Below are 24,766 nucleotides of genomic sequence, written 5' to 3' on the forward strand. Positions count from 1 at the left end.
TTTTGTCTGTCCTTTGTCTTAACTTGCATACTGAAAACAAACCATCGTTCTATGAAAGCAATCATATCTTTCGTCGCCTTTGTCATGCTACTTAGCAATGCAATAGCACAGACGACCGCAGTTAATACGACGTATTTCTTTCCAAAAGACTCGTTATTGTTTACTCGCCAAACAGGTTTCGAGTTTCAAGACGAAGAAGCCTTTTCCCGCAGCCAATTTGGTAATACAACCATGATCATCCGTGCGGATAGTAAGCAGGGTATCTTTTATTTTGTTTTTAAAAAGAAACTGAAGCCAGATGGCACCGCAAAAATTGTGCAGGGAGATTCTGATGTCTTGACGGATCATAATCTATACGCCTTCGTGCTTTTGGAAGATCATGGCGGCTTACTGTTGAAAGCTCGTTTCCAAGACTTTGGAAACCCGGTTTATTGGCCGCAATTTGATTATACAAATTGTTTTGTAGCCGATGTAGATGACGATGGTTTTCCCGAATTTTACCTAAGCTACATGGGCGATAGCGACGGTCTTGATGCCAAACCCTATAAACAGATTGTTTACTACAACGATGTTGTCGACAAAACAGTAGCTTGGAAGAAGGCAAAGGCGACGGCATATTATCCATCCGGTAATGAAGAAGATGTATATCACGTTGATTATGATGATGTTTGGAAAGCTATGCCGCCGAAGATACGTGAACGTAGCACGGATGTTCTAAAGCAACATGCAAAAGTGTGGGAGGAATAATCGTAAGATAGCTTCATTTTACCTATAGAAAATTCACTTATTTATAAGAACTTTGTATAGATAAGCGTATTGACTATGGATGTTTTAATGGAGCCTTGGCCGTGGTATATTGCTGGACCGTTAGTGGGTTTGATCATGCTTGCACTACTGATCTTAGGAAGGAGCTTTGGCTTTTCTTCAAACTTTAGAACGATGTGTGCCGCACTCGGGGCGGGAAAACGTGTCGCATTTTTTAGATTCGACTGGCGTTCGCAAAGCTGGAATTTACTGTTTTTAGTGGGGGCCGTTGCTGGTGGTTTTCTAGCAGCTCATTTTTTGGATAATAGCGAAGCTCCTCGAATTTCGACCGCCACCTTAAATAAGTTAGCTTCTTTGGGAATAGAAACGCCTGTTGTAAGCTACTATCCTGAAGAAATTTTTGATTCCCTGACTGTACAAAATGTGCTAATATGGGCGTTTGGTGGTCTATTGATCGGATTTGGTAGCCGTTATGCTGGTGGTTGTACTTCCGGCCATGCCATCTCAGGACTTAGCAACCTCGAAATCCCTTCGCTGATTGCCGTTGTTGGTTTTTTCATTGGCGGTCTTCTCATGGTACATCTTGTTTTTCCAATAATTTTTTAATCATGAAAAGAGCAATTTATGTGCTGTTGGGCCTACTCTTTGGTATGGCAATGTATAAAGGAGAAGCTGCTTCTTGGTTTCGAATATTCGAGATGTTCAATTTCCATTCGTTTCATATGTATGGCTTTATAGCGAGCGCTTTGTTCGTTGGTGTGGTAGGTGTTTATATGTTAAAACGTATAGGCAGGCAGGCCGATGGCAAACCGATCGTGATTGTGCCGAAAGAGAAAACCGTATACCGATATCTGTTAGGAGGCATTATATTTGGTTTAGGCTGGGCACTCGTGGGGGCCTGTCCCGGGCCAATTTTTGTGCTTATCGGTGCGGGTGTATGGTCTATGGTCGTTGTCGCTGCTTTCGCTTTATTGGGCACCTATCTATATGCCTTGCTCAGAGATAAACTCCCACACTAATGGAGCGCTGTTCATTGATTTCACAAACCCGTCCTTCGTGATATGCAGATAGGCTTTGCATTTGCCATTTTGGTAGGTATGACCTTAGGTTTGGTTGGTAGCGGTGGGACAATATTAACGGTGCCTATTTTGGTATATATCATGGGGGTAGATCCAGTATTGGCAACAACGTATTCGCTATTTGCGGTAGGTACCACAGCTTTTATCGGCGGGCTGCGTGGATTGCGAAAAGGAGAGGTTGATCTCGCGCACGTTTGTCATTTTGGTATACCTTCCTTGCTATCGGTCTTTTTGACGAGAACATTTTTGCTTCCGCTGGTACCCGAAGTCATTTATATAGGCTCATTTAGTATTCATCAAGCGGTAGTTTTGATGTTACTTTTCGCTGTGGTGATGTTGGCGTCCGCCATATCCATGATTCGTTCAGCTACAAGCCTTTCAATATTGCCCAGTGTACCCTCGGGTAACAATAGAATGACTGTCGGCATTGCCGGTATGTTGGTGGGTTTTGTTACAGGAGTTGTGGGGGCCGGAGGAGGTTTTCTAATTATTCCCGTATTGGTTAATTTCTTTCATCTATCGATTCGGCGAGCCGTAGCAACCTCGTTGCTGATCATTGCGATCAACTCTTTCTTTGGGTTGATGGGCGACTTGGAAAAATTTAGGGACTTTGATTGGTATTTACTTTTGGGGTATACGTTGTTTACAATTGGAGGCATATTTGCTGGGTTTTCCTTATCAAAGAAGATCAGCAGTAGTTTACTGAAGAAAATTTTTGGCTATTTTATACTTGCTGTGGCCTTAGCCATCTTGATAACAGAGGTATCGGGTAATCATAATATATAGTTCGGCAATAGGTATTGCCTATTAATTCATAACATAATAGAAGCGTAATGTTTTTCCAACAAATCTATGATAAGAGTTTGTCTCAGGCCAGTTATTTTATTGGCTGTCAGGCAACGAAAGAAGCGATTGTTATTGATGCAAAGCGTGACGTAGATACTTATATAGCAATTGCTAAGCAGCAACAGATGCGTATAACGCACGTTACGGAGACGCATATTCATGCGGATTTCTTATCCGGTACACGAGAGTTGGCTGCTTTAACAGGAGCAGCAATTTATCTATCCGACGAAGGAGGAATGGACTGGCAATATAACTTCCCACATACTGGTCTTCTGGAAGGGGATTTTATCAAAGTAGGTAATCTTTCTCTGGAAGTTATGGCTACGCCAGGACACACACCGGAAAGCATCAGTTTGCTCTTACGTGATCATCCTGCTACAGATGAGCCGGTCATGATTTTTACGGGCGATTTTGTGTTTGTTGGGGATATTGGGCGCCCTGATCTGTTGGAAGAGGCCGTAGGGTTGCTGGGGGCAAAGGAAGCAGGAGCGGCGCAAATGTTTTCATCCCTCAAAAAATTCACAGCATTGCCCGATTTTGTGCAGGTATGGCCGGGGCATGGTGCAGGTTCTGCATGTGGAAAGGCATTGGGGGCGGTACCTAGCACTACGGTGGGCTATGAGCGTATTCGAAATTGGGCCTTTCAGTTTGGCGACGATTTCGATGCATTTCAACGAGAGTTGCTCAGCAACCAACCGGAAGCACCTTATTACTTTGCCAAGATGAAACAGCTTAACCGTAATGAACGTCCGCTGTTGACGACTATACCGACACATCCTATCGTCGAGATAAGTTCCATCAACTTGGAAGATGAGGGTATGGCATTAATCGACGCACGCCCTCGGGCGGCCTTTGTTGCAGGCCACCTGAAAGGAGCACTGCATATGCAACACAATAATGCTATGGCGACATGGGCAGGATGGTTTTTGTCTTATTCAGATAAGCTATTTATTATAGCGGAAGAATCCGAGCAAGAAGAAATTACAAGAAAACTTATGCGTATCGGTCTAGATAACATTGCTGGATTTATCACAGACTTGCCCTCGTCGGATCTGCTGCCGACTGCTTTAATCGATTTTAAAGAGGTAGCCTCGTCCAAAGATCAAAACGATGTGATACTGATCGACGTGCGCAGTAAAAGTGAGTTTAATCTGTCACATATTCCTGGCGCCAAACATCTGTTTGTCGGTCAATTGCCCAAAATTGATTTGTCACTTTTGGGCAACAAGAAGCTGATCATACAATGTCAATCCGGCGACCGCGCCAGCCTTGCTTATTCCTTTTTAGAAAAGGAAGGTTTCACAAATCTATCGCTATACCAAGGCAGCTTCAATCAGTGGTTGGCAAACGGTGGAAACAGTATTTCCGGGAACGAGGCGACGGTGTGAAGTTATGCTAGCTATTTAGTAAAAGGTGTTTGACATCCACCCGTAGCACTTATTCCACCGGATCGAAAGCTTCATACTGGTTTTTGGGCTCAAAGTAGTTCCAAAGTAAAGCTGCAATCTTCCGTGTGAGTACTTCTGCCTCATTGGCTGATGTCCACTGCGTATCTTCATTGTTTTTGGTCAAAACAGAAAAGGCAAAATCGCCAGATGGCGCATGTACGAAAACAACTTCGCCGCGGGCTTTGTCGATGGATCCTGTTTTCGAGGCTGTAGCAATATCTGCTGGAAACTGGGCTAAGGAGCGTCCATTGTAGTATTGATTTTTGAGGTATCTATACATTTTTTCGGATAGACGCTCATCGAAAACCTTACCCTGTCGTATAAGGCTGATCAAGTTAACCATATCGCGTGGCGTCGTCTCGCCCCATCCGTATTGTTGCCAAGCGGCTTCCCTTCCAACCGTTCGAGAGTTAACCTTCGTATTCATCAAACCTAGTTTTTCCATCAAGGGATTGATGGCTAGGCCGCCGCCGGCTAATTCTTGGCACCAAATTGATGCCACGTTGTCGCTGTAGCTTAACATGAGGGAAATCATGGTTGATAGATCCACATCAACACTATCTTTGAAAAATTGCATCAACCCGGATCCACTGTAAGTTCGCTCGGTGCGATAAACATAATTTGTTTTCAACATCAATTGGCCTTGGTCGATCTTTTGAAAAACACCTACCAAAAGGGGCAACTTAACGAGGCTAGCCGTGGGAAAGATACTGTCTGCTTGTATAGATGCTGTTTTATTCTTCTTAAAATGCTGTACATGTATCCCGATATCGCCTCGAAAGTCTTTCACGGCATCTTTAAGTATATTTTCTAGTTTCTGATCACGTTTTTGTGCACTTAGGTCAAACAAAGTTGTACAACATAGTATCATTATCAAAAGACGTTTTGTCATATTCAGGGTTTTAGATCGACCTAAAGCTACTAAAAACTTGGTATTTATTGGTTTTTGTCCCATGATCGTTACTCGAAAGCTTGGGAGTAGGATTTTTCTATTGCTCGTCATAGCACATACGAGACTCGAGTGTGCTTCGCTTGCGTCAAGTCTTGTTTTGAGCAGTTCAAAATATAAAGAAAAAAATGTTTAATATTTTTTCTTTAATGCAGGAATAAAATTTTTTTTGAATCGATAGGTTTTTTAGTTTTACAGCATCACACACACAATTCTACATGCTACGTTGTTTAGCGACAACAAAGCGCCCTACTCGCCAGAGTAGGGCGCTATTTTTTGTCCCAAAGTTTGCTCAGGCATTGATCAAAGCCTTGTTCCTGCTTTGTAATACAGCTCGGCTAATGCTTTTTGGTAGTTCACGATAAGTCCTTCGCGTTTGATCTGCATATCAATGAGTTTGCTTTCTCGGCTATTAATGATAAAAAGGGTAGTCTCACCGAGATCAAATTTTTGCAGCTCGCCACGTAGTAAAGTTTCCTGACTAATAATGTTTTCTATCTGCAAGGTGATCTGCCTGCTGTAAGCGGTCAGGTCATTGTATTTTAACGTCACATCGTTTCGAATGTTTCGCCCGAGGATAGTTTGGTCGTAGATCAGTTCTTGCTGCTTTAAACGGACTTCTTTTAATTTACCCCGTTCATTTCGTAAAAACAATGGAAAAGCAAACTCCACACCTAGTTTATAATTTCCCCAATTGAAATCGTAATCGGGGGGAAGCTGCTCGTTAAAGTTACGCCGACTAGACAGCAACGTTCCGGAAAGATTTAGCTTTGGCTTCAAGAGCTCTCTTCGGTAGCGTTCTTCGATCGATAGTTGTAGCTCTTTACTTCCTAATTGTAAAATTTCAGGGTGATTGGTTTCCGCTTGTTCTAATAACTCTGCCAAAAGGTTTCCATTGGGAGAGAGCGCATTTCTATCAATACTGTCAGGCACGGCATCTTCAGGCAATTCCAGTGGTTGTTGCTGCTCGTTCCACAGATGGTTTGACAGGACTAGCCTGGCATTTTTCAGTTCGATATCATATTTAGCAAGTTCCATTTTTCGCTCCTGCACGGTGATTGCGGCTTCAACCGAGTCGATTGTGGGCTTATCGCCTAAAAGCGTTTGTTCACTTATCGCGCGAAAGCGCGTCTCTGCAAGCTTCACACCCTCCACGAGCAATATATATTGCTTGTAGGCATAGTACCAGTTCCAGTAGTCCGATACCGCCTGAAACCAAATGCCGTTTATCTCCTTAACTTGTTGTGCTTCTGCATAGCCCAACATGGCTTCTGCCTGCCAAAGGGTATTGCGGCGTCCATCGATAAACAGACCCTGCCCCAGCGGAACACTGATGCCCAATGCAGATAGTCCTGCCCGGTCGGTGCGGCTCTGCGGATTAGTATATGCACCAACGTTACGATCGTAGCCGACCTTTAAATCTGCACCTGCCAACCACAGGGGAACTTTTAGCTCGCTTGACCATTGGTTGTAATATGCGGTATTTCCGAAATGCTTGTTGTTGAACGATGTGTACAACGCAGGATCGAACTTTCCGAGAGCTTGTAGTACTTGCGCTTTGGCAGTTTCACTAAGCAGAAGTGTTTGTTTCACGACGGGATGATTGGTCATAAGAAAATCTTCCAAATCAGACACCGTGAACGTACGATGGAAACTTACGTCTTCTATTTGTTGCGCGTGGCCTTGTGGAGCTAAAAAGCACAAACACAGCAAAAATCCTATACAAAATCTGATCATGTGTATCTTTATTTTGCTGTTTCGTCCTTCGGCTCTCTTTCCAAGCTTGGTGGAAATCCGTTTAATTGCCGCCATATTTCATACCATAGTGGCACCGCATTTAAGATGACGCGACCGTATACGCCGGATCCTAGGCGCAATTGTTCAGGCCATGGTTCATCGCCTTGCGGCAGGGGATCGGCCGGACGTATAAGCAACCTGTATTGCCCATTTGTACTGCTCACCTTATCGATAACCGTAACTGTCCCTGCAAACGTACCCACCGCAACCGAAGGCCAACCCGAGAACTGTACCGAAGGCCAGCCTTCGAACTGTAAGCGGGTGTCACTTTCCTTCAAGATCAGCGGAACATCCATCGCATGTACATAAATCTCTGCTGCTAAAAGAGGGGTTTTGGGTTGAAGCGTTGCCACGGATTCGCCTTCTTTAATATTTTCACCAATACCAGCCTTAAATGTTTTTACGATGAAGCCGTCTTGCGGGGCTCGCAAAACGTACAAACCACGACGTATATCGATATTGGTAATCTCATTCCGTAATTTAGCGATGTCTCCCTGCGCGGTAGCTTTTGTAGATAGTGCCGAACCAAAATCAGACTGTGCTTTGGCTAAGGACTCGTTGTACTTCGCCCGAATGTTGTCGAGCTCAATAACCGCGTTGGTTAACGATTGTCGCGAATTGGTCAGTTTATTCTCTGCACTTACCACCTTGGCACGGTCATTTTGTAGATTCAGCCGACGGGTTTCAATGTCGGTCAAAGAAAAAAGTCCGTCTTTATAACCTTGTTCGTATCGTTCCAAACGTGATACACTCGTGCTGTACATCGTTTCAGTAGCTATTAAATCGGCGCTGTCGATCTTGACTAAGTTCTCTGCCTGCGAAACTTTATTCTGTGCAGCTTCTAGTTGGTAACGTAAACCGGCCCCCAGAGCGTCAATTTGGGCTTCTGTGGCACGCATTTTCTGTATGGCAGCGTCCTCGCTACTGCGTTTTGCAGTGAGCTGCTCTTCCAAGCGTAGTGGTAACTCGGGATCAAAGTACGACTGTGAGGTCTCCGAGATAACAAGGATCGTATCGCCTTTACGTACTTCCTGTCCCTCTTTCACTGCCCAGCGTTCAATACGTCCACCAATTTGGTTTTGGATAGTCTGCGGTCTATCTTGCGGTCTTAGCGCTGTAACCGTCCCTCTGCCCGGAATGGTTTGTCGCCAGGGTAAAAATAGAACGAAGACAAAGATAATCGCTGCGACCAGCAGCAAACGTCCGAGGTAGATAGAGCCTTTTTCTTTCAAAAGATTTTCGCGGCCATATTGAGAAAGTTCTTCCCAACGGATGATTTCATCGATACCAAATTTTTTACTCGCCATAGGGTGTTGCGCCCTCCTCCAACGCTAAATCTGTGACAGCACCAAGCTTCACACTTCCAGTCAACATGTCAAAAATGGTGTTTAAATTGGTAAATAGTTTTTCAATAGCATATCCTATTTGAACGATAACAACTTCCGCCGCAACAAATTGACCGAAGGTCATCTGCCGTTCCACAACAAAATAAGAACCCAGCAATAGCATAGCACCAAATAGCAGCGTACGTATAATTACGGAACTCGCGAAGAAACGTTTCAATACCCTGAAATGTTCATTTCTTGAACTCAAGTATTTGCTACTGATATAATCCGTATTAGAAATCACCTCTTGCATTTTCGCAGGATTGCCACGATAATTGTCGATTTCGGATGCGACACTCTCCAAATAAGCTACAGTCTCATACTTATGTTCAGATTCTTGGATACTCGTATTTAACCCTCGCTTGTAGTATATTACAAGAATCAATGCGATGGCGATGATAACGACGAGTCCAAAAGTTAAGAAGACGGGATGATAGAAGGACAGCAGAACGACACTGAAGAAGATGGTCACGATAGCCGCAACAATGTCTATTAAAAGCTTAATAATTCCCTTTTGGATGATCATGACATCAAAAAAACGATTGACGAGTTCCACCAAATTTTCTCCTTCCAACTCTGAACGTTTAATGCGTGGCAGCCGGTAGGCAAATTCGACGGCAGATTTCAAAAAAATCTTTTGTTCTAAATATTCGACCAAACTCATCTGTCCGATTAACAGCAGACCTGCAATAACCACCCCGACGATAACAAAGGCGATGAGGATGTAAGTCGAGCTGTACATAGCGCCATTGTTCAATAAGTTGAAAATTGCCGTTATCCCTACAGGGATTGTTAAACTGAAAGCTCCAATAACTATAGCATAGAGGAAGATGTAGTTTATCGTTCTTCGCTCAGGATGCAGTAATCTAAGTAGGCGTTGCAAAGGTGTAAGACTACCTTGTTTATGCGTCATAAATAAAATTTAATATTTTTAGGTAATACAGCCGCCTACTCTGCGAGGAGGCGGCAGCTTGAATGCAATAACTAAACTGTAGCGGCGTCCGGAGGCGGGGAGGGGATCACATTAAAATGTTCGGCAATAAATAATATTCGCCGACTGCCTTTAGGAGCTTCTACCTTACGTTCAATGGCTAAAAGGGATAACTGTTGATCAGTCAACAAACATACGAGCTTGCCGGAAGCGTTTTTAATCTCTTGGCTTTCGTCGCATTCTGAGCTGTCCATGTCGATAGGAACACTGGAATACATGCTACTTCGGTCTGGAAATACGCTAAACAGCAAACCGGCAGTCTTTAGTGCTAGCAAGGCTAACAAAAAGGAACTGATAAGCTGAATAAGAAATGTATTTCTTAATGAAGTGAGCATCTTTTTACAATTAACGCTACAATGATACAAAATAATCGAAATATAATTAAATGAATTTCAGTCATAATAACTTAAAAATTCATTTGTAACGAACTATTTTCAAAGGAAAAATGCTAATAAACAAAATATCTCTGGAGGTTAGAACTTCACTGTGTACCTTTTCTTCTGTTAACGCTATTTTAATTTGCTCCAACTTGATTTGTTGATTCCTCATGGATAACAATTAAAGCTATTATGATCGTAATTCACGATATACTTCGTTAAATTGGTTGAGTTTTTGCTTAACTCAAAGATGCGTTGTAAATAGAGATAAATCCTTCTCTTTAATTTAGATAAACAATCCTATGTTACCTTTAAAATTAAGTACTGTATTAATGTTGTTGGGAATGTTGCTTTGTGGCATCGTCTGCTCCGCGCAGGATTCCTGCCATTGCCCTGAAAACAAGTTCGCTTCGACGGAAGCGGATACCGTGTTTCGCTTCTCGTCACATGAAGGTATCGCACTTTGCGGATACCGCCTGCAGGATGAAGGACAAATGCTGTTTTCGGAGTTCGTTCTAACAGTCTGTGGCACTGATACCATCATAGATTTTTGGGATGCACTTGAACTGTGTGATGTATCTTTAGAAGATGACACGCTGTATGTCAACCATATCACCTCGTTGCCGACAGGCGACAACTTTGCCTTAGTGCCCCAAATATTTCTTATTGAACGTATGTATTTCCTTAATGGTAAGCTTTTACGGACGAAAGATGTAAATCGCACAGTCAGTACCTATGAGCCTGCACAAATTGAACAGGTATTGACGGCCTATCGGCAGATTGATTCAAGACTTGATGACAAAACGATGTTGTTAGCAAACATGTTGTATGTGGCCACCATTTCAGGAAGTGAAGAGGCACGACGCTATTTTTCGGAATTCGACAATCGTTTTGAAGAATTGGACGGGGCCTATGCCGAAGAATACCATTTCTTGCAACGGCTCCTGCAAGCTTGGGACAGTGATTCCCAAGCTTCGGATTGACGAATAATCGACTCTTATGATCCGTCAATGAATTTGAAATAGGGGCGATATCGTAAAGGACTACTTAATTTTTCGGGAGCACCATTTGTTTTCCTGCTTCCAATATAGGGATATTCGCTTCCGTAGGTACATAGATAATCTGGCTGATTGTTCCCGCTTTTAATGCTTCTCCAAAAGCGCCGATAAATTCTTGTTTACGATATTTTGGATACTTTTGAGCTGCTTCCCCCATAATCTTAATGGCTTCTGCCTGCAATATAGCCGCTTCTTTTTCGGCTCTCGCCTGTTCTATTAAGATTTGACGGGATTGGGTTGCTTCTGCCAATCGAGCTTTTCCGGCCATTTTCTGTTGCCATACTGAATATTGTGGCAAGCCAAACATTAGACCAAAGATAAGGGCGATTGCTACTACAGCGACGATTAATATGGATGATGGTTTCATATGTTAGTTATTGAACCGTGAAAATAAACGATCGTGGGCAAGAAAGCAAGAAACCAACAGTCTTTACTAACGGCATTGGCTCCTGTTTTTATGTCTTACCACTTAAGGCTACGCAAACAGGAGCCAATTATTGTATTTCGTTTTATACTAGCGCTCGATATCTTTTAAGCTATTCATCTTTTTGTATTCCAAGAACCCTTTAATATCTTCGAAGTGTTCGCGCACCCGCTTATTGCCAAATTCGAATACTTTCTTCGCTAAACCATCCAAGAAATCCCTATCGTGAGAAACGAGGATTAAAGTGCCATCAAAATCTTGGAGTGCATCTTTAATAATATCTTTGGTTTTCATATCCAGATGGTTGGTAGGCTCATCCAATATCAGAACATTCACGGGCTCCAAAAGTAGCTTTATCATGGCAAGTCTAGTTTTCTCGCCTCCAGAAAGAACCTTCACCTTCTTCGTGGTATCATCACCGCTGAACATAAATGCGCCCAAGAGATCTTTAATTTTTACGCGCACATCACCAATGGCAATTTGATCAATAGTTTCAAATACTGTTAGCTCTTCATCAAGGAGAGCCGCTTGGTTTTGTGCAAAGTAGCCAATCTTGGCATTGTGTCCGATTTTTAAAGAACCTTCGAAATCAATTTCACCCATGATCGCTTTGATCATGGTCGATTTTCCCTCGCCATTTTTTCCAACAAAGGCCACCTTTTCGCCGCGCTCAATCACCATGGAAGCCTTGGCAAATACGATGTGCTCGCCATAAACCTTCGTCAGCTCTTCAACGATTACCGGATACTGTCCGGAACGCGGTGAAGGCGGGAATTTTAGCCGTAGGGCAGAAGTATCTACCTCATCGATTTCGATAATTTCCAGCTTCTCCAGCATCTTCACCCGAGACTGCACTTGCAAAGTCTTGGAGTAAGTACCACGAAAACGATCGATAAATTCCTGGTTGTCAGCAATAAATCGTTGTTGTTCTTCATAGGCCTTCAGTTGATGTTGGCGACGATCTTTGCGGAGTTCCAGATAGTGACTGTATGTCGCTTTGTAGTCGTAAATTCGACCCATCGTTACTTCGATTGTTCGGTTGGTGATGTTATCAACAAATGCCCGGTCATGAGAGATGACGATAACAGCTTTAGCAGAATTCAGTAAAAAATCTTCTAACCATTGTATACTTTCGATATCCATATGGTTAGTAGGCTCATCCAGCAAGATCAGATCAGGTTTTTTTAACAGAATCTTGGCCAGTTCAATACGCATACGCCAGCCGCCGGAAAACTCTGATGTCTGACGATTGAAGTCCGATCGCTCAAAGCCTAGGCCTTTCAGTACTTTTTCAACTTCCGCATCATAGTTGGTTTCCTCGATGGAATAGAATTTCTCGCTTAATTCTGACACACGTTCGATAAGCTTCATGTAGTCGTCGCTCTCATAATCGGTGCGCACATTGAGTTGTTCATTGAGCGCTTCCAATTCGTCGCGCATCTTATACACTTCTTCGAAAGCACGAGAAGTTTCTTCAAACACGGAAACGTTGTCTTGGGTTAATAGGTGCTGTGGCAGGTAGGCGATAACAGCTTCTTTGGGACCACTTACGCTGCCGGAAGTAGGCTTGCCAACTCCCGCAATAATCTTCAGCAGTGTAGATTTACCTGCGCCATTTTTCCCCATAAGCGCAATTTTATCGTTCTCGTTGATGGAGAATGATACGTCGCTGAATAAGGTTGTTCCACCAAAGGAAACGGAAATATTATTTACATTAATCACGTTTTGGCTCTTTTAAAATTCGATGCAAAGATAGTGTATTATCCCTACTTTGAAGATTATAATAAGCACTCGCTTGGGCTAAATTAAAGATCGTCTGTTAATAATATTGGTGCAGGTAATATTGGTATGGAGAACCAAAAGGTGGTACCTCGTCCTTCTTCACTTTGCAGGTTTATAGTGCCTTCATGCAAATGGATAATTTCTTTGGAAATAAATAATCCAATCCCAAAACCGTTGACATGCTCATTTCTTGGGCTATCGACACGATAAAAACGATCGAATATTCGGGCTTGATCGGCAGGGGATATGCCCGGCCCTTCGTCGATCACCCGCACCTCAAGCTGATCATTATCGCTTGTGGCAACGACCTGTATGACGGTTTTTGACGGTGTATATTTAATGGCATTGTTGATAAAATTGATCACCACCTGTTCGAGCTTATCACGATCGGCATAAAGCATCAATCCGCTGGTTTCGTCACTGAATACGAATTTATGTGAAGTTGTCGTTTCGGCAAGCGTCTTCTCCATGTCCGAAAGAAAGTTGTCGACTGGAAAAATCTGCCGTTGCAGCTGAAGCTTTCCTTCGTTAACGCGCGCTATATCCAAAAAGCTGTCAATGAGCACACGCATACGTTCTGACTGCCTACTGGCATTGCGGATCATGGTCTCCATACGTTGCTCATCCATCTGTGTACGCTTCAAGGTTAATATCTGTAGATATCCTGAAAGGGAGGTTAAGGGAGAGCGTAACTCATGACTGGCAATACTCAGGAAGTCTATCTTCCGCTGCTCTTCCTCTTTCTGTGCCGTGATATCGATGATCACGCCATAAAACATAGTGATCGATCCGTCGGAGTTTTCCGCCCCGTTGCCCACCGATCGCAACCACCTCACTTTGCCTGTTTTCTTGTGCGTAATTTGGTAACTGTAATCGTAAGGCTGACCAAGCATGACCGCCTCAGCCATGGCCTGTTCAGCAACCTCCATGTAGGCCTGTAGGGTTTCGTCGGTGCCCGAAGGATGCAATGCGTCATCCTCTTCGGCTAGGCCAAACATAGATCGCGCGTGCGCATTAAGTTCCATGTCCTTCGTCATCAGGTCGAAGGTGAATGTTCCGATCTGTGCCGAATCAACGATGAGTTGTAAAATTTTCTCCTTCTCCGAGATTAGGTTGTGGTACCGGCTTATTTTTTCGTTCGATATCACTGCTTCCGTGATATCCCGTGCTGTACCAGAGAAAAGTATGGGCTGGTTCAGTTCGTCGAAATAGGCGCGACCCTTACAGTGTAACCACCGCAATCTACCATCAGTGGCACCGATAGTCCTAAATTGTATATCATAAAGTCCGCCTGATTTCGGGTTGATAGCACGCTGTACCGCTTGATGCACCAGCTCTCGGTCATCTTTGTGCATATACCGCAAAACTTCCTCGTAGTCGATGAGATCGCCAGGAGGGTAGCCATAGAGCTCCTTCGCGCGGGCATCCATAAATACCTTGTTCTCTGTGACGTCCAAGGTCCAAGTGCCCAATTCTGCAGATTGGATGGCTAGGTTCATCCTATCCTCATTAAGCTTAAGCTTATCGAAAGCTGACTGCAGCTCGTCGTTTAATGACTGTGTAATTTGTTCTGCCTGTACAAGATTTTCGTTCGACGATTCGAGCTCTTGATTGAGGCTCATTAACTCTGTATTCAGCGTTGCTAAGGCTCGATTAACTTCCTGCAGTTCGAGATCGCGCTTGCGCAGCGCATCCATCGTATTGCTTGTTTCCGTAACATCTCTAACTGTTCCGAGAAGACGGTTCGGCTTCTTCTCATCATCGAAATGTACCAAGCCGAGTATGTGTACCTGTCTTATTTCCGGCTTACTGCTTACCGCAGATCGTACAATAATGTCGAGATTTCCTTTTGTTATTCCTGCATCATATGCATCAGCCAATGCTTTTATAAGGCGTAATTTATCGGTATGATGAACCGCGTTGACCAAATCTAAAGGCGTGTAATGTACTTTCTCGGGTACAGTACCAAATAAGTTGCGGGAATATTTATCCCATATGAGTTTGTTGGTTTGTATATTGATGTCGAACACCCCAAGTTGGGCTACATCCTTGATTAATTGAGCGCGAAGGATGGCTGTCTCCACCTGCTCCATGTTGTATAAGGCTCCGGGATGAACTTCAGGTAATTTTTCTGCAGCGTCATTTTTTGACGAGACGTTTTCTAAACGGTTACCTTCAATGCGTTTATCTATATCAACGAGGTGGTTTTGAAAAAGAAAACTGGAGGCTGTTGAGGGGGCTCCTGACACCTCTTTGCCGGTATGCAAAATAGCAAACACCTCGCTATTGGAATTAAGCAATACTTTTAACTCCATATCAAAATAACGGGGCTCCCAATGATCATCGACAAACGTGCCTACTTCCACGTGGTAGAGCGTGCGGCTTTCGCCTGTTTCCCAAACCTGTCGTAACACTGTGGAAATGTGCTTTTGCTGTGGATTGCTAAAAAGTTCGTCGTAGAGCTTGCCCTTATAATCATCTGATAGTGCCCATAGCGAGCACATGCGCTTATTGGCGTAGGCTATTCTAAGGTCTGCGCTATCATATACAGCGGTAGCATCTGGAGAAAAACGGAGTACCTCAAAGAGTACTTGATCCGAATTAAGCATAGTGGCGAATTTTATCTAAATATAGTGAAATTATATCAACTATACGAAAACAACTGTAATTAAACGTCGGTTACAGCAACGGTTAGTTTTCTGCATGCACAATCGCTTGTTGAACCACATCTAATAAGTCATCCATATCAAATGGTTTTCCCAAAAAGACGTCGGCACCAGCTTCCATGGCTACTTCTTCACCATTGCGACTTGCGGAAATACATAGGATAAACATATGCTTTAAGCCGTCATGTTGACGTATAAATTTAATGATTTCATCACCGGTAACGACAGGCATCCAAAGGTCAACTATCAACAGGTCCGGTTGCTCTTGGATTAGCCTTTCGCCCACTTTTGTACTGTTGGTTTCTGAAATGACTTGCGCATCCAAGTCTTCTAGCATGAGCTCAAGCATATTGACGATACCATAATCGTCGTCACAAATCAAAATTTTTTTCTGCTCCATTTATTAGGCGGTGTAGATGCGTGGTACAGTCGGAATACCGCTTTACCACTAGCTTTGCAATCTATGTTTTTCAACGGGTTTCATCACAAAAGTAGCATCCCGATATGATTTTTGGAAATTTAAAGATAAAAAAAGAGATAGGGAACACTTGTTTTTGTTACACAAGTAAGATTCATGGGTAAAAACACAATGGTCGCGATGTATAGATTAAAGCCGCCCATTCTTGCGATACACCTTTAACGAAGACATAACTGTATATTGTATGGGAAAAATATGTTTCAGTTTGATTTTTTATTTCTCTATATTTAAGGTGTGATTACTTTTTGTAATAAGTATAGATTTTTTAACATTTAAAACAACGTTGTACGACATGACTTACATCCCAAAGAAAGAAGAGGTTAAACAAGAAGTTTTTGATCTCTACGATGATTACGCACACCAACGCCTTTCCAGAAAAGAATTTATGCAGCGATTGTCTCTTTTTGCGGTGGGGTCGCTTACGGTGCCGGCCTTGATGAGTTTCTTGATGCCGAATTACAGGGATAATGTACAAGTGGAAGAAGGCGACCCGCGTATCGCGGAGTCTTTCGTAACTTACCCTTCGCCGAAAGGAGCTGGTGAAATGAAAGGATTACTCTGTTATCCACATAATAACACTGAAGCTTTAGGCGCTGTGGTCGTCGTACATGAAAATAGAGGGCTGAATCCGCATATTGCAGATGTGGCACGAAGAGCGGCTCTCGCCGGATTTCTTGTGTTGGCGCCCGACGCGCTCAGTCCACTGGGAGGATATCCAGGGAATGATGATGAAGGTCGTGAAATGCAAAGTAAACGTGGCCGCGAAGAGATGTTAGAAGATTTCATCGCTGCTGCAACATTCTTAGGCGAGCACCCGATGTCAAATGGCAAAGTAGGGGTGGTCGGTTTTTGTTTTGGCGGTTGGATTGCCAACATGATAGCTGCTAGACTTCCACAACTTGTCGCTGCAGTCCTTTTTTACGGAGGTCAAGCGCCCGTTGCCGATGTACCGAACATCAAAGCTAAGCTGCAGCTACATTTCGCCGAATTGGACACGCGTGTTAACGAGGGATGGCCAGCCTATGAAGAAGCGTTGCAGCAAAACGGAAAACAGTTTAGCGTATTCTTTTACCCGAAAGCAAACCATGGTTTTCATAATGACAGCACACCGCGTTATGATAAGGAAGCCGCAACATTGGCTTGGACGAGAACCATTAATTTCTTTAAAGAAACTTTGCTTTAGCGTAGGATAATGACAGTATGCACTATTTAAGATACATGGCTTCCTTATGCTCAAGCACGGTTTTGATGCTGGGCGTTCCATCTCTTAGGATCGATTCGTGGTGGGGCGCAGCAACAATAACTTTGTAGCTTTTACCTTCTAGCGATAAAAAAAACAAGACGCCATTCGTTACCTGATTCTCATCGATGAGCAAGGTATATTTTTCTGCGGGTTTAGCAAGCATCTGATGCTTGCTAAACAACTTTATTAATTGTTCCATGAATAGTTAAAAAGTACCCGGATCATCACCTTCTTGTAGCACCAGAGTTGCTGTTATTGCGTGCGTTCGCAACCTGTTGCTGATACTTGAGCTGAAAATACGTTCTAGAAAATTTCGGTTTCTTTTCAACACACAAAGCAAATCGACGCGATGTTGACCAATATAGGTATTGACGGTGTGCTCAATAGACTCATTGAAGTCAAGGAATACAAAATCAAGATTATCCTTTTCAAATTTCTGCTTCCATCGCTGAGAAAGCCCGATGATAGCTGGATTATACTCCTTGTGCACGTATACGCATTTGACATTAACGGCGAATGGCCGTACCAACTGGAGAATCTCTGCAAGAGCAATCTCGTCGCTTTCGCGAAACAGTGTCGTAAATATAATCTCTTTAATTTGCTGGTAATTTGATTCCTTGGGCACCGACAGCACCGGAATTCGTACACCGCGGATCATCCCAAGCGTATTTGATCCGAATATCTTGTCGATAAAGCCTTGCGCGCGGTTCGTGCCCATCACAACCAAGTTGATGTGCTCGCGTTGGATGATCTCCTGCGCATTAGATACTACCGTGCCCTCCTCAAACAAAAAAGTAAGTGGAACAGTATCTAGCTGTTTCTCTTTGGCCAAGTTGTGCAAGAAAGCGCTATGCTTTTTATAGCTCTCGAATTGCTGTAATTCGTAGCTTTCGTACACCTCCGGGACAATCTCGGGCTGCCCCACATGGGAAGCCGATAGCACTGGCTGCATATAGGTGTGTAAGATGTAAACGGTAGCACCTAAGTCATGCGCTAGGTGTAGGGCATAGACAAAGGCATTATTCGCCGCGTCCGAAAAATCTGTTGGAAATAAAATGCGCATGGTTTCAATTCTTTTTTTCCTACAAGCAATTTACGTTATTTATCAATTTCATACAATCAAATAAGATTAATTTTTTTTGTCACTACCTGTAGCGAAATGATTCGAAAGCGCGTTTCCACCGTAGTTTTATGAATGAAGTGCATGAGAGAATTTTAATCCGCTGTTCGGGTATTGAAATATTAATTCGCTAAATTGGCTTATCGGAACAGACGATTAAATGAAGAGTATTCGGCAATACTGGAGAAAAGATAACCCTTTTTCGCTCAGAGAAGCGCTAGAGGACTGTGTTTTGGGGAAAACCGAACGAGGAAAATCGTTTGTATATAAAAAATATTACGGTTATGTCATGGCAGTTGTACTCCGATATATGACGGTAGAAATGGAAGCTGAAGAGGCGACGAACGAAACCTTCGTCAAGGTGTTTCGCAAGATGGATCGTTTTGAAATGCACGAGGACGATGAAGTGTTGGAAAAAACCTTTCGTTCTTGGTTGGCGCGTATTGCCGTAAATACGTCTATCGACATGTTACGCAGTAAGAAGCCCTTGGATTTTTTTGAGGACACAGCGATGGAAGATGTTAAGCAGCATGCGGTAGTTATTGATGATCGACTTGCTGTAGATGACATCTTAAAATTGCTGGATAAACTTCCGGATGTACAACGCTCTATATTCAATTTATTTGAGATCGAAGGATATTCGCATGAAGAAATCGGTGCTATGTTGGGTATTCCAGAGAGCACCTCACGGACTTACTTGACGCGTGCCAAACAACGGTTGCGTAAGTTGTACGTAGAACAATTTACTGTTTCGCAAAACATACCGCTATAATGTTGGGGAAAGATGGAAGATAGCAAGAAAAAGGAACTGATAGAAGTAATTAAGGAGCGCCTAAAAAACGCGGATCCTATCCCTTACAAAGAAGGGGCTTGGGAAGCGTATAGGGCAAAATATGAACCGGTCAAAACAGCTCGGTTGCCGGCTGCATTTTGGTCGGCAGCGGCGGCATTGGCCGTGGCCGCATTTGCTTCATTGTTTTTTCTTAAAGAAAATACATCGGAATCACTTGTTTCCGAAAAAAACAATCCTGTTATTGTACAAACGAATCCGAATACGGCACTTCAATCCCCACAAAGGGATGATGCTACTGTACAAGGACCCGTATCAGCGCTTACAACACAAAATTCGACAAATATTAGCGGATTTGTGGCGCCAAAATCCCCTGCTGATGCGATGCTGCGTCAGCATAGTTTTCTGCAAGTCAGCTTAGCAAAAAGTAACGCATCTGCCATTTATTCGGGAAAAGGGATAAATGTAGGAAAACTGGATGCAGATAGGACTTTCGCGACTGGAACAGCACACATGGATCTGGGCGATGTGCCACTGGAGGAATCTATGTTGGGGCATGAGTTCACCTTGGCTCAACAATCAGGTGCACATATAGCACGACGGCAAGAGTCTGATATGCAGCTTTCTCCGAAGAAATTTAAGGTAAGTCAAAAGTTTGAATTTGGAGCATTCTTAAGCCCATCAACGACCAATCAAAGTTTCGACGTAGGAGGAGGGCTGATGTTGGCCTATCAATTATCAGATAAGGTTGCTGTGCGGACAGGAGCATCATTCAATCAATATGAAGTTGGGATTTTAGGTTCGGATCTAGCGCGGAGCAGCATGCAGCATGATCTCCAACAGAGCGCGCCTGAGGTAGGGCCTAGCGGAGCAGCTCTTGTTTCTAAAGAAGTGCCCTATCGAGCCAACAATTTACTACTGCCTGATCTAAATTCTGTTTCTGGAAAAGTGCAAACCTTGGATATCCCGTTAGAATTTAAGTACAATGTAGGGAAGCAATTCTATGCGACCGGTGGTGTTTCCTATGCAGTGGTACTTTCGCAAGAACGGTTTAACCACATTACGGAATATACGGGGGTGCCCACATATTCCAGCGCTTCGGACTCCGATCAACCTACGAACCAGCCTGCTGCATCTTCCGTGGAGCGCACGTTGCAGTCTAGCGACAATAACGTTAGTACAAATGGATTTGGAGGTTTTATCAATTTCTCTATTGGGAGGAAAACGAAGTTGACGAAATCGGTTAAGTTGTCTATTGAGCCTTACGTGAAAATGCCTGTTGGGCAATTTAAACGTGCAGATATGGATTATACCAATGGCGGTTTACGCGTCATTACAAATTTTTAGTCTTCCATCTGCATCGTTTTACTTAAGCAGATGAAAGACTAAAAATGACAACGACCTGCTATAGCTGGTCTACTCTTATCCAACCCATTCCGGTAGCTATTGCACCCTGCACGCCTGGATCACCGTCCTCGAAGACAAGGCAAGCAGATGGAGCAACCTGTAGATGTGCGGCAGCAAGTAAAAATGGTTGAGGCGAGGGTTTTCCTTCGGCCGTATCTCCGGCACACACTAATGTTTCAAATTTTCCGGTCAGTCCAATGACGTCTAAAGTGATTTCTAGTGTCGATCGCGATCCGCCTGATACCAGTCCGATTTTCTTTTTACCAATATTCGCCAGCAAATGTTCCATGACATAATCGATTGCTACCGTTTGACGAATAAAGCGCTCAATAAAGATTGCTGATTTTCGTTGCGCAAACGCATGCTCGTCGATGGAAACGTTGTAACGTAATCCAATCTCTTTTGCTACTGCCACTGTCGGCCATCCGGCAAGTTCATCCACAATACGGTCGTCGAGCACAATGCCAAATTCTTCAGACGTAGCTACATATGCAGCTTTATGAGCATGCATATTGTCGGCTAGTGTGCCGTCTACGTCGTAAAGCAAGGCTTCAAAAGGCTCGGATTTCTGTTGTAACTGTTCAAATTTTTTTTGAGATAGGGAATTCATGCGGTAAAAATAAAAAATCCCAAGCATTGCTTGGGATCAATTTCTATTTTTGTCTTTTTCGGCGTTGTTTCTCCTTGATGATCAAGTTTAGTTCCCGTCCCGTTTGTCCGCCAACCGAGGTGTTTTCCTGCGCACGTCGAAACAAGTAGGGCATTACAGCTTTTACCGGACCGTAGGGCATATACTTGGCTACGTTAAAGCCTGCAGCAGACAGGTTGAAAGAAAGGTTGTCTGACATCCCTAGTAATTGCGCAAAATAGACATGCTCATTTTTTGGCGAAATACCTCGGTTTAGCATTTCTTCGGCTACGATGCGCGAACTCTCTTCGTTATGGGTGCCCGCCATTAATCCGATTCTATTGATGTTGTCCAAACAAAAGTGTATAGCCGCATTATAATCAGCGTCTGACGCCTCTTTGTTCGGCTGAATAGGAGAGCTATAGCCTTTTTCGTTTGCGCGGGCACGCTCTATTTCCATGTAGGCTCCGCGCACGATCTTAGCGCCTAGGTAAAAATTTTGGGTTTGCGCGTAGGCATAATCCGCTTTTAGCGACGCCAATTTGTCACTTCGGTACAATTGATAGGTGTTGTAGACGATCGCACTATCCTTGTTGTATTTTTCCATCATTTGTCGTGCGAAATCATCTATAGTATCCTGAATCCACGAATGTTCGGCATCAACTAACACTTTGACATTTGCTTCATAACAAGCTTTGCATATGCGGTCTATACGATCATATACTTTATCAAACTCCAACCGCTCGTCGGCAGTTAATGGCTGTTTGGCATCCAGTTTCTCAAAAAGATCAAATCGCCCTAAGCCCGTTGGCTTAAATACACAGAATGATATGTTTGAATTCTGTTTAGCAAAAGCTACGGTGCGTAAAATTTCGGCGCAGGTATCGTCAAAGCTTTTTTCGGACTCTTCGCCTTCGACGGAATAATCCAATATCGTGGTGACGTTACCATTTCCCAATTCTGAAATAGCTTTGCTACATCCTTCGATAGATTCACCTCCACAAAATTGTTTGTATATGGTGTTGCGAATAATACCTTGGATAGGCAAACCAACGCGTAATGCAAATGTAGTGACGGGGGTGCCTACCTTTATTAATGCATTGCTTGCCACCATTTTGAAAAGCCAATACGCTTTATCCAAGTCCTTATCACTCTTATTGCGAAATGCGATTTCCGTGTTGTTGAAATCCAATTTTACCTCGCTGTGGGCAGATATCATACATATAAAAATTAGTGCCCAAAATTAAATATTTATTTTGAATAGCCTTATATTTACAAGCCGCTAAAAGCGGATTTATTTAAAATTATGCAAACGTTTTCATTGAAAGGAGAGTACATCCAGCTCATTCAGCTTTTGAAGGTGATGAATTGGGTAGAACATGGTGCTATGGCGCAATTTGTCGTTGAAGAAGGACTTGTAAAATACAATGGTGAAGTAGATTACAGAAAGAGGTTGAAAGTTCGGAAAGATGATGTGGTAGAGTTTGACGGCCAGCAAGTAAAAATTATTTAATACCTTTATTATATGACAAAACAGATAGCTAGCTTAGGCTATAATGTATATTTTGAGCGAGACCTTGATTCATTAGCCTCTTTTATAGACGAACAGCAGTATTCGCAGATTCTTGTGCTTGTTGATCGTAACACCAACGACCATTGCCTTCCGATTCTGCAGCATGCCATCCCAAACATGAACGATTACGATATTATCGAGGTAGATCCCGGTGAAGAAAATAAAAATATCGATTTTTGTATTGGGGTTTGGAAGACTATGCTCGATTTTGGGGCCGATCGCAAGGCATTGATGATTAACCTTGGTGGCGGTGTAGTGACTGATATGGGAGGCTTCGCAGCTTCTACCTATAAAAGAGGTATTGATTTTATCCAAATCCCGACAACCTTGCTCTCGCAAGTTGACGCATCTGTCGGCGGTAAAACTGGTATAGACTTGGATAACTTGAAAAATATCATCGGAACGTTTACACAGCCTCGAGCGGTATTCATCAGCGCTCAGTTTCTAAAGACCTTAGATGAAAGACAGATGCGATCCGGATTTGCAGAGGTAATCAAGCATGGCCTTATCTTCGACGAAGCATTATTCGAACAAACAAAGGCTACTGATTTAGCAAACGATCCGTTGGATGATATCGTATTTCGATCCGTCAGCATAAAAAATGAAGTGATCACGCAGGATCCAACCGAAATGGGCTTACGGAAGATCCTTAATTTCGGACATACGATTGGCCACGCTGTTGAAGGCTACTCTATGCTGCATGATGAGAACCCATTACTTCACGGCGAAGCTATTGCCATCGGAATGATCTGCGAAGCTTATTTATCAACTAAGTTAAATGGCCTTAGTCAAGATGCGCTGATGGATATCGTTAAAAGTTTCGATGCAATCTTCACGCGATATACTATGCAGTCCGATTGGTATGCCGAACTGATCTCGCTCATGCGAAATGACAAGAAGAACGAAGGAAAACAAATAGGCTTTGCGCTATTGGCATCCATAGGAAAATGTGACTACAATATTTATGTAGACGAAGATGCCATTATAGAAAGTCTTGATTTTTACAAAAATTTAGCCTGATGAAGATAGCTAGCCTGTTTATGCTTTTTTGTTTTTTCAGTGTTTGTACGGTTGTACACGCTCAAAAAAAAGTGTTGATTTTTTCTAAGACTGCGGGATTTCGACATAAGAGCATCCCGAAAGGCGTAGCTACGGTTACCGATTTGTTGAAGCAAGCTGGGATAGGCAGTTTGCACAGTGAGGACCCTGCATACTTCTGTGCAGACAGTTTGGCTAAATTTGACGCCGTTATCTTTCTCAGTACAACAGGGGATATTTTCGATGATCAACAAAAGGAAGCTTTTCAGGCATTTATTCGCGCTGGCAAAGGCTTTGTGGGTATACATGCCGCAACAGACACCGAACATGATTGGCCTTGGTATGGGCAGCTTGTGGGTGCGTATTTTGCTAGTCATCCCGCTGTTCAAGATGCGAAAATAACCGTCCTAGACCGAGAGCATGCGTCCACTAAACATTTGCAACAGGTGTGGTGGCACAAAGACGAATGGTATGACTTTAAAAACCTGCAGCCCGGGCTTCATATTTTAATGAGCCTGGATGAAGAGTCCTACAACGATGGGAAGATGGGTAAGTTTCATCCTATCGCTTGGTTTCAAGAATTTGAAGGGGCGCGCATATTCTATACCGGCCTTGGGCATACAGATGAAGCTTTCGATAGTCTGCAATTTCGGATTCATTTGCTTGGCGGGATACAATATGTGTTACAAGTACACTAAGCGGTAATTTTTCCTGCTGTGTTAAAAGCTAAACCCAAACGGTTTAGCTTTTTTATTTTAAAAAAAAGTGTACAAATATTTGTTTTTCGTAAACGTTTGCGTAGATTAGATGTAACAACACAGTTGCTAACTTTATAAACATTATAAACTAAATACACTCGAAATCGATAATATAAATGTGGCTTTGAACATATTTATGTATATTAATCTAGATTTCGGAAATT

At 43.1% G+C, this 24,766-nt stretch carries 25 protein-coding genes; 12 read left to right on the forward strand and 13 right to left on the reverse strand.

All coding sequences use genetic code 11. From position 1 onward, the window contains the following. Nucleotides 1-51: 51 nt before the first annotated feature. From SCB77_RS22240 to SCB77_RS22260, 5 genes are all read left to right on the forward strand, one after another. Nucleotides 52-747 (forward strand): hypothetical protein, encoded by a 696-nt coding sequence (locus SCB77_RS22240; RefSeq protein ID WP_320184207.1) that lies wholly within the window; start codon nucleotides 52-54, stop codon nucleotides 745-747. A 75-nt stretch (nucleotides 748-822) separates the two neighbouring features. Continuing rightward, nucleotides 823-1,371 (forward strand): YeeE/YedE family protein, encoded by a 549-nt coding sequence (locus SCB77_RS22245; RefSeq protein ID WP_320184208.1) that lies wholly within the window; start codon nucleotides 823-825, stop codon nucleotides 1,369-1,371. Nucleotides 1,372-1,373: 2 nt separating this feature from the next. Then, nucleotides 1,374-1,784 (forward strand): DUF6691 family protein, encoded by a 411-nt coding sequence (locus SCB77_RS22250; RefSeq protein ID WP_320184209.1) that lies wholly within the window; start codon nucleotides 1,374-1,376, stop codon nucleotides 1,782-1,784. A 42-nt stretch (nucleotides 1,785-1,826) separates the two neighbouring features. Next, nucleotides 1,827-2,630 carry a sulfite exporter TauE/SafE family protein gene (locus SCB77_RS22255; protein WP_320184210.1) on the forward strand — a complete coding sequence of 268 codons (804 nt, stop codon included), beginning with the start codon at nucleotides 1,827-1,829 and terminating at the stop codon, nucleotides 2,628-2,630. 47 nt (nucleotides 2,631-2,677) lie between these two features. Beyond that, entirely contained in the window at nucleotides 2,678-4,078 is a 1,401-nt protein-coding gene (locus SCB77_RS22260; protein WP_320184211.1) for an MBL fold metallo-hydrolase, read from the forward strand. A gap of 49 nt (nucleotides 4,079-4,127) precedes the next feature. Here the strand turns inward: SCB77_RS22260 and SCB77_RS22265 are convergent, their stop codons facing one another. The 5 genes from SCB77_RS22265 to SCB77_RS22285 all read right to left on the reverse strand — a co-directional run bounded on the left by SCB77_RS22265 (nucleotide 4,128) and on the right by SCB77_RS22285 (nucleotide 9,595). Next, nucleotides 4,128-5,030, reverse strand: coding sequence for a serine hydrolase (locus SCB77_RS22265; protein ID WP_320184212.1), 903 nt, complete (start codon nucleotides 5,028-5,030; stop codon nucleotides 4,128-4,130). A gap of 360 nt (nucleotides 5,031-5,390) precedes the next feature. Then, nucleotides 5,391-6,824 carry a TolC family protein gene (locus SCB77_RS22270; protein ID WP_320184213.1) on the reverse strand — a complete coding sequence of 478 codons (1,434 nt, stop codon included), beginning with the start codon at nucleotides 6,822-6,824 and terminating at the stop codon, nucleotides 5,391-5,393. 8 nt (nucleotides 6,825-6,832) lie between these two features. Next, complete coding sequence (locus SCB77_RS22275) at nucleotides 6,833-8,191, reverse strand: HlyD family secretion protein (RefSeq protein WP_320184214.1); 1,359 nt, start codon at nucleotides 8,189-8,191, stop codon at nucleotides 6,833-6,835. Further along, complete coding sequence (locus tag SCB77_RS22280) at nucleotides 8,181-9,182, reverse strand: ABC transporter transmembrane domain-containing protein (RefSeq protein WP_320184215.1); 1,002 nt, start codon at nucleotides 9,180-9,182, stop codon at nucleotides 8,181-8,183. The genes SCB77_RS22275 and SCB77_RS22280 overlap by 11 nt, the downstream gene beginning before the upstream one ends. A 71-nt stretch (nucleotides 9,183-9,253) precedes the next feature. After that, nucleotides 9,254-9,595, reverse strand: coding sequence for a hypothetical protein (locus tag SCB77_RS22285; RefSeq protein ID WP_320184216.1), 342 nt, complete (start codon nucleotides 9,593-9,595; stop codon nucleotides 9,254-9,256). A 344-nt stretch (nucleotides 9,596-9,939) separates the two neighbouring features. Here SCB77_RS22285 and SCB77_RS22290 point away from each other — a divergent pair, with 344 nt between their 5' ends. Next, the gene (locus SCB77_RS22290) at nucleotides 9,940-10,620 is read left to right on the forward strand and encodes a hypothetical protein (protein WP_320184217.1); all 681 of its coding nucleotides are present in this window, start codon (nucleotides 9,940-9,942) and stop codon (nucleotides 10,618-10,620) included. Nucleotides 10,621-10,684: 64 nt separating this feature from the next. Here SCB77_RS22290 and SCB77_RS22295 read toward each other — a convergent pair whose 3' ends face one another. The 4 genes from SCB77_RS22295 to SCB77_RS22310 form a co-directional block, all read right to left on the reverse strand. Further along, nucleotides 10,685-11,062, reverse strand: a complete 378-nt coding sequence (locus SCB77_RS22295) for a hypothetical protein (protein WP_320184218.1) — start codon at nucleotides 11,060-11,062, stop codon at nucleotides 10,685-10,687. Nucleotides 11,063-11,209: 147 nt separating this feature from the next. Further along, complete coding sequence (locus tag SCB77_RS22300) at nucleotides 11,210-12,841, reverse strand: ABC-F family ATP-binding cassette domain-containing protein (RefSeq protein ID WP_320184219.1); 1,632 nt, start codon at nucleotides 12,839-12,841, stop codon at nucleotides 11,210-11,212. A gap of 83 nt (nucleotides 12,842-12,924) precedes the next feature. Further along, nucleotides 12,925-15,510: an ATP-binding protein gene (locus SCB77_RS22305; protein WP_320184220.1), complete on the reverse strand. Its 2,586-nt coding sequence runs from the start codon at nucleotides 15,508-15,510 to the stop codon at nucleotides 12,925-12,927. A gap of 82 nt (nucleotides 15,511-15,592) precedes the next feature. Beyond that, nucleotides 15,593-15,967: a response regulator gene (locus SCB77_RS22310; protein ID WP_320184221.1), complete on the reverse strand. Its 375-nt coding sequence runs from the start codon at nucleotides 15,965-15,967 to the stop codon at nucleotides 15,593-15,595. A 370-nt stretch (nucleotides 15,968-16,337) separates the two neighbouring features. Between SCB77_RS22310 and SCB77_RS22315 the strand changes: the two genes are divergently transcribed. Further along, nucleotides 16,338-17,228: a dienelactone hydrolase family protein gene (locus SCB77_RS22315; RefSeq protein ID WP_320184222.1), complete on the forward strand. Its 891-nt coding sequence runs from the start codon at nucleotides 16,338-16,340 to the stop codon at nucleotides 17,226-17,228. Between the two features lie 22 nt (nucleotides 17,229-17,250). Here the strand turns inward: SCB77_RS22315 and SCB77_RS22320 are convergent, their stop codons facing one another. Together SCB77_RS22320 and SCB77_RS22325 are read right to left on the reverse strand one after the other, a co-directional pair. Continuing rightward, complete coding sequence (locus SCB77_RS22320; protein WP_320184223.1) at nucleotides 17,251-17,487, reverse strand: hypothetical protein; 237 nt, start codon at nucleotides 17,485-17,487, stop codon at nucleotides 17,251-17,253. Nucleotides 17,488-17,493: 6 nt separating this feature from the next. Then, on the reverse strand, nucleotides 17,494-18,351 hold the full coding sequence (locus SCB77_RS22325) for a universal stress protein (RefSeq protein ID WP_320184224.1): 858 nt from the start codon (nucleotides 18,349-18,351) through the stop codon (nucleotides 17,494-17,496). Between the two features lie 217 nt (nucleotides 18,352-18,568). On the opposite strand from SCB77_RS22325, the gene SCB77_RS22330 reads away from it, so the two are divergent. Both SCB77_RS22330 and SCB77_RS22335 read left to right on the forward strand, forming a co-directional pair. Continuing rightward, a complete protein-coding gene (locus tag SCB77_RS22330) occupies nucleotides 18,569-19,180 on the forward strand; it encodes an RNA polymerase sigma factor (protein ID WP_320184225.1) in 612 nt (203 codons plus the stop codon). 12 nt (nucleotides 19,181-19,192) lie between these two features. After that, nucleotides 19,193-20,545: an outer membrane beta-barrel protein gene (locus SCB77_RS22335; protein WP_320184226.1), complete on the forward strand. Its 1,353-nt coding sequence runs from the start codon at nucleotides 19,193-19,195 to the stop codon at nucleotides 20,543-20,545. A 58-nt stretch (nucleotides 20,546-20,603) separates the two neighbouring features. On the opposite strand, the gene SCB77_RS22340 is transcribed toward SCB77_RS22335, so the two are convergent. Together SCB77_RS22340 and SCB77_RS22345 are read right to left on the reverse strand one after the other, a co-directional pair. Beyond that, entirely contained in the window at nucleotides 20,604-21,215 is a 612-nt protein-coding gene (locus SCB77_RS22340) for an HAD family hydrolase (protein WP_320184227.1), read from the reverse strand. Nucleotides 21,216-21,258: 43 nt separating this feature from the next. Further along, nucleotides 21,259-22,452, reverse strand: coding sequence for a proline dehydrogenase family protein (locus SCB77_RS22345; protein ID WP_320184228.1), 1,194 nt, complete (start codon nucleotides 22,450-22,452; stop codon nucleotides 21,259-21,261). Nucleotides 22,453-22,539: 87 nt separating this feature from the next. Here SCB77_RS22345 and SCB77_RS22350 point away from each other — a divergent pair, with 87 nt between their 5' ends. The 3 genes from SCB77_RS22350 to SCB77_RS22360 all read left to right on the forward strand — a co-directional run bounded on the left by SCB77_RS22350 (nucleotide 22,540) and on the right by SCB77_RS22360 (nucleotide 24,542). Beyond that, nucleotides 22,540-22,746 (forward strand): RNA-binding S4 domain-containing protein, encoded by a 207-nt coding sequence (locus SCB77_RS22350; protein WP_320184229.1) that lies wholly within the window; start codon nucleotides 22,540-22,542, stop codon nucleotides 22,744-22,746. Between the two features lie 12 nt (nucleotides 22,747-22,758). Continuing rightward, nucleotides 22,759-23,826: a 3-dehydroquinate synthase gene (gene aroB, locus SCB77_RS22355; RefSeq protein WP_320184230.1), complete on the forward strand. Its 1,068-nt coding sequence runs from the start codon at nucleotides 22,759-22,761 to the stop codon at nucleotides 23,824-23,826. A 71-nt stretch (nucleotides 23,827-23,897) separates the two neighbouring features. After that, nucleotides 23,898-24,542: a ThuA domain-containing protein gene (locus tag SCB77_RS22360; RefSeq protein WP_320184231.1), complete on the forward strand. Its 645-nt coding sequence runs from the start codon at nucleotides 23,898-23,900 to the stop codon at nucleotides 24,540-24,542. The last annotated feature ends 224 nt before the right edge of the window (nucleotides 24,543-24,766 follow it).

The organism is Sphingobacterium bambusae, from assembly GCF_033955345.1.
GTDB classification, from domain to species: Bacteria; Bacteroidota; Bacteroidia; order Sphingobacteriales; family Sphingobacteriaceae; genus Sphingobacterium; species Sphingobacterium bambusae.

What these genes read in the sequence shown, in the direction of transcription:
- SCB77_RS22285 (WP_320184216.1), bottom strand. Translation starts at nt 9,595, where the DNA reads ATGCTCACTTCATTAAGAAATACATTTCTTATTCAGCTTATCAGTTCC.
- SCB77_RS22315 (WP_320184222.1), top strand. Translation starts at nt 16,338, where the DNA reads ATGACTTACATCCCAAAGAAAGAAGAGGTTAAACAAGAAGTTTTTGAT.
- SCB77_RS22335 (WP_320184226.1), top strand. Translation starts at nt 19,193, where the DNA reads ATGGAAGATAGCAAGAAAAAGGAACTGATAGAAGTAATTAAGGAGCGC.
- SCB77_RS22310 (WP_320184221.1), bottom strand. Translation starts at nt 15,967, where the DNA reads ATGGAGCAGAAAAAAATTTTGATTTGTGACGACGATTATGGTATCGTC.
- SCB77_RS22245 (WP_320184208.1), top strand. Translation starts at nt 823, where the DNA reads ATGGATGTTTTAATGGAGCCTTGGCCGTGGTATATTGCTGGACCGTTA.
- SCB77_RS22290 (WP_320184217.1), top strand. Translation starts at nt 9,940, where the DNA reads ATGTTACCTTTAAAATTAAGTACTGTATTAATGTTGTTGGGAATGTTG.
- SCB77_RS22255 (WP_320184210.1), top strand. Translation starts at nt 1,827, where the DNA reads ATGCAGATAGGCTTTGCATTTGCCATTTTGGTAGGTATGACCTTAGGT.
- SCB77_RS22275 (WP_320184214.1), bottom strand. Translation starts at nt 8,191, where the DNA reads ATGGCGAGTAAAAAATTTGGTATCGATGAAATCATCCGTTGGGAAGAA.
- SCB77_RS22295 (WP_320184218.1), bottom strand. Translation starts at nt 11,062, where the DNA reads ATGAAACCATCATCCATATTAATCGTCGCTGTAGTAGCAATCGCCCTT.
- SCB77_RS22340 (WP_320184227.1), bottom strand. Translation starts at nt 21,215, where the DNA reads ATGAATTCCCTATCTCAAAAAAAATTTGAACAGTTACAACAGAAATCC.
- SCB77_RS22305 (WP_320184220.1), bottom strand. Translation starts at nt 15,510, where the DNA reads ATGCTTAATTCGGATCAAGTACTCTTTGAGGTACTCCGTTTTTCTCCA.
- SCB77_RS22345 (WP_320184228.1), bottom strand. Translation starts at nt 22,452, where the DNA reads ATGATATCTGCCCACAGCGAGGTAAAATTGGATTTCAACAACACGGAA.
- SCB77_RS22270 (WP_320184213.1), bottom strand. Translation starts at nt 6,824, where the DNA reads ATGATCAGATTTTGTATAGGATTTTTGCTGTGTTTGTGCTTTTTAGCT.
- SCB77_RS22260 (WP_320184211.1), top strand. Translation starts at nt 2,678, where the DNA reads ATGTTTTTCCAACAAATCTATGATAAGAGTTTGTCTCAGGCCAGTTAT.
- SCB77_RS22280 (WP_320184215.1), bottom strand. Translation starts at nt 9,182, where the DNA reads ATGACGCATAAACAAGGTAGTCTTACACCTTTGCAACGCCTACTTAGA.
- SCB77_RS22350 (WP_320184229.1), top strand. Translation starts at nt 22,540, where the DNA reads ATGCAAACGTTTTCATTGAAAGGAGAGTACATCCAGCTCATTCAGCTT.
- SCB77_RS22240 (WP_320184207.1), top strand. Translation starts at nt 52, where the DNA reads ATGAAAGCAATCATATCTTTCGTCGCCTTTGTCATGCTACTTAGCAAT.
- SCB77_RS22265 (WP_320184212.1), bottom strand. Translation starts at nt 5,030, where the DNA reads ATGACAAAACGTCTTTTGATAATGATACTATGTTGTACAACTTTGTTT.
- SCB77_RS22250 (WP_320184209.1), top strand. Translation starts at nt 1,374, where the DNA reads ATGAAAAGAGCAATTTATGTGCTGTTGGGCCTACTCTTTGGTATGGCA.
- aroB (WP_320184230.1), top strand. Translation starts at nt 22,759, where the DNA reads ATGACAAAACAGATAGCTAGCTTAGGCTATAATGTATATTTTGAGCGA.
- SCB77_RS22330 (WP_320184225.1), top strand. Translation starts at nt 18,569, where the DNA reads ATGAAGAGTATTCGGCAATACTGGAGAAAAGATAACCCTTTTTCGCTC.
- SCB77_RS22320 (WP_320184223.1), bottom strand. Translation starts at nt 17,487, where the DNA reads ATGGAACAATTAATAAAGTTGTTTAGCAAGCATCAGATGCTTGCTAAA.
- SCB77_RS22325 (WP_320184224.1), bottom strand. Translation starts at nt 18,351, where the DNA reads ATGCGCATTTTATTTCCAACAGATTTTTCGGACGCGGCGAATAATGCC.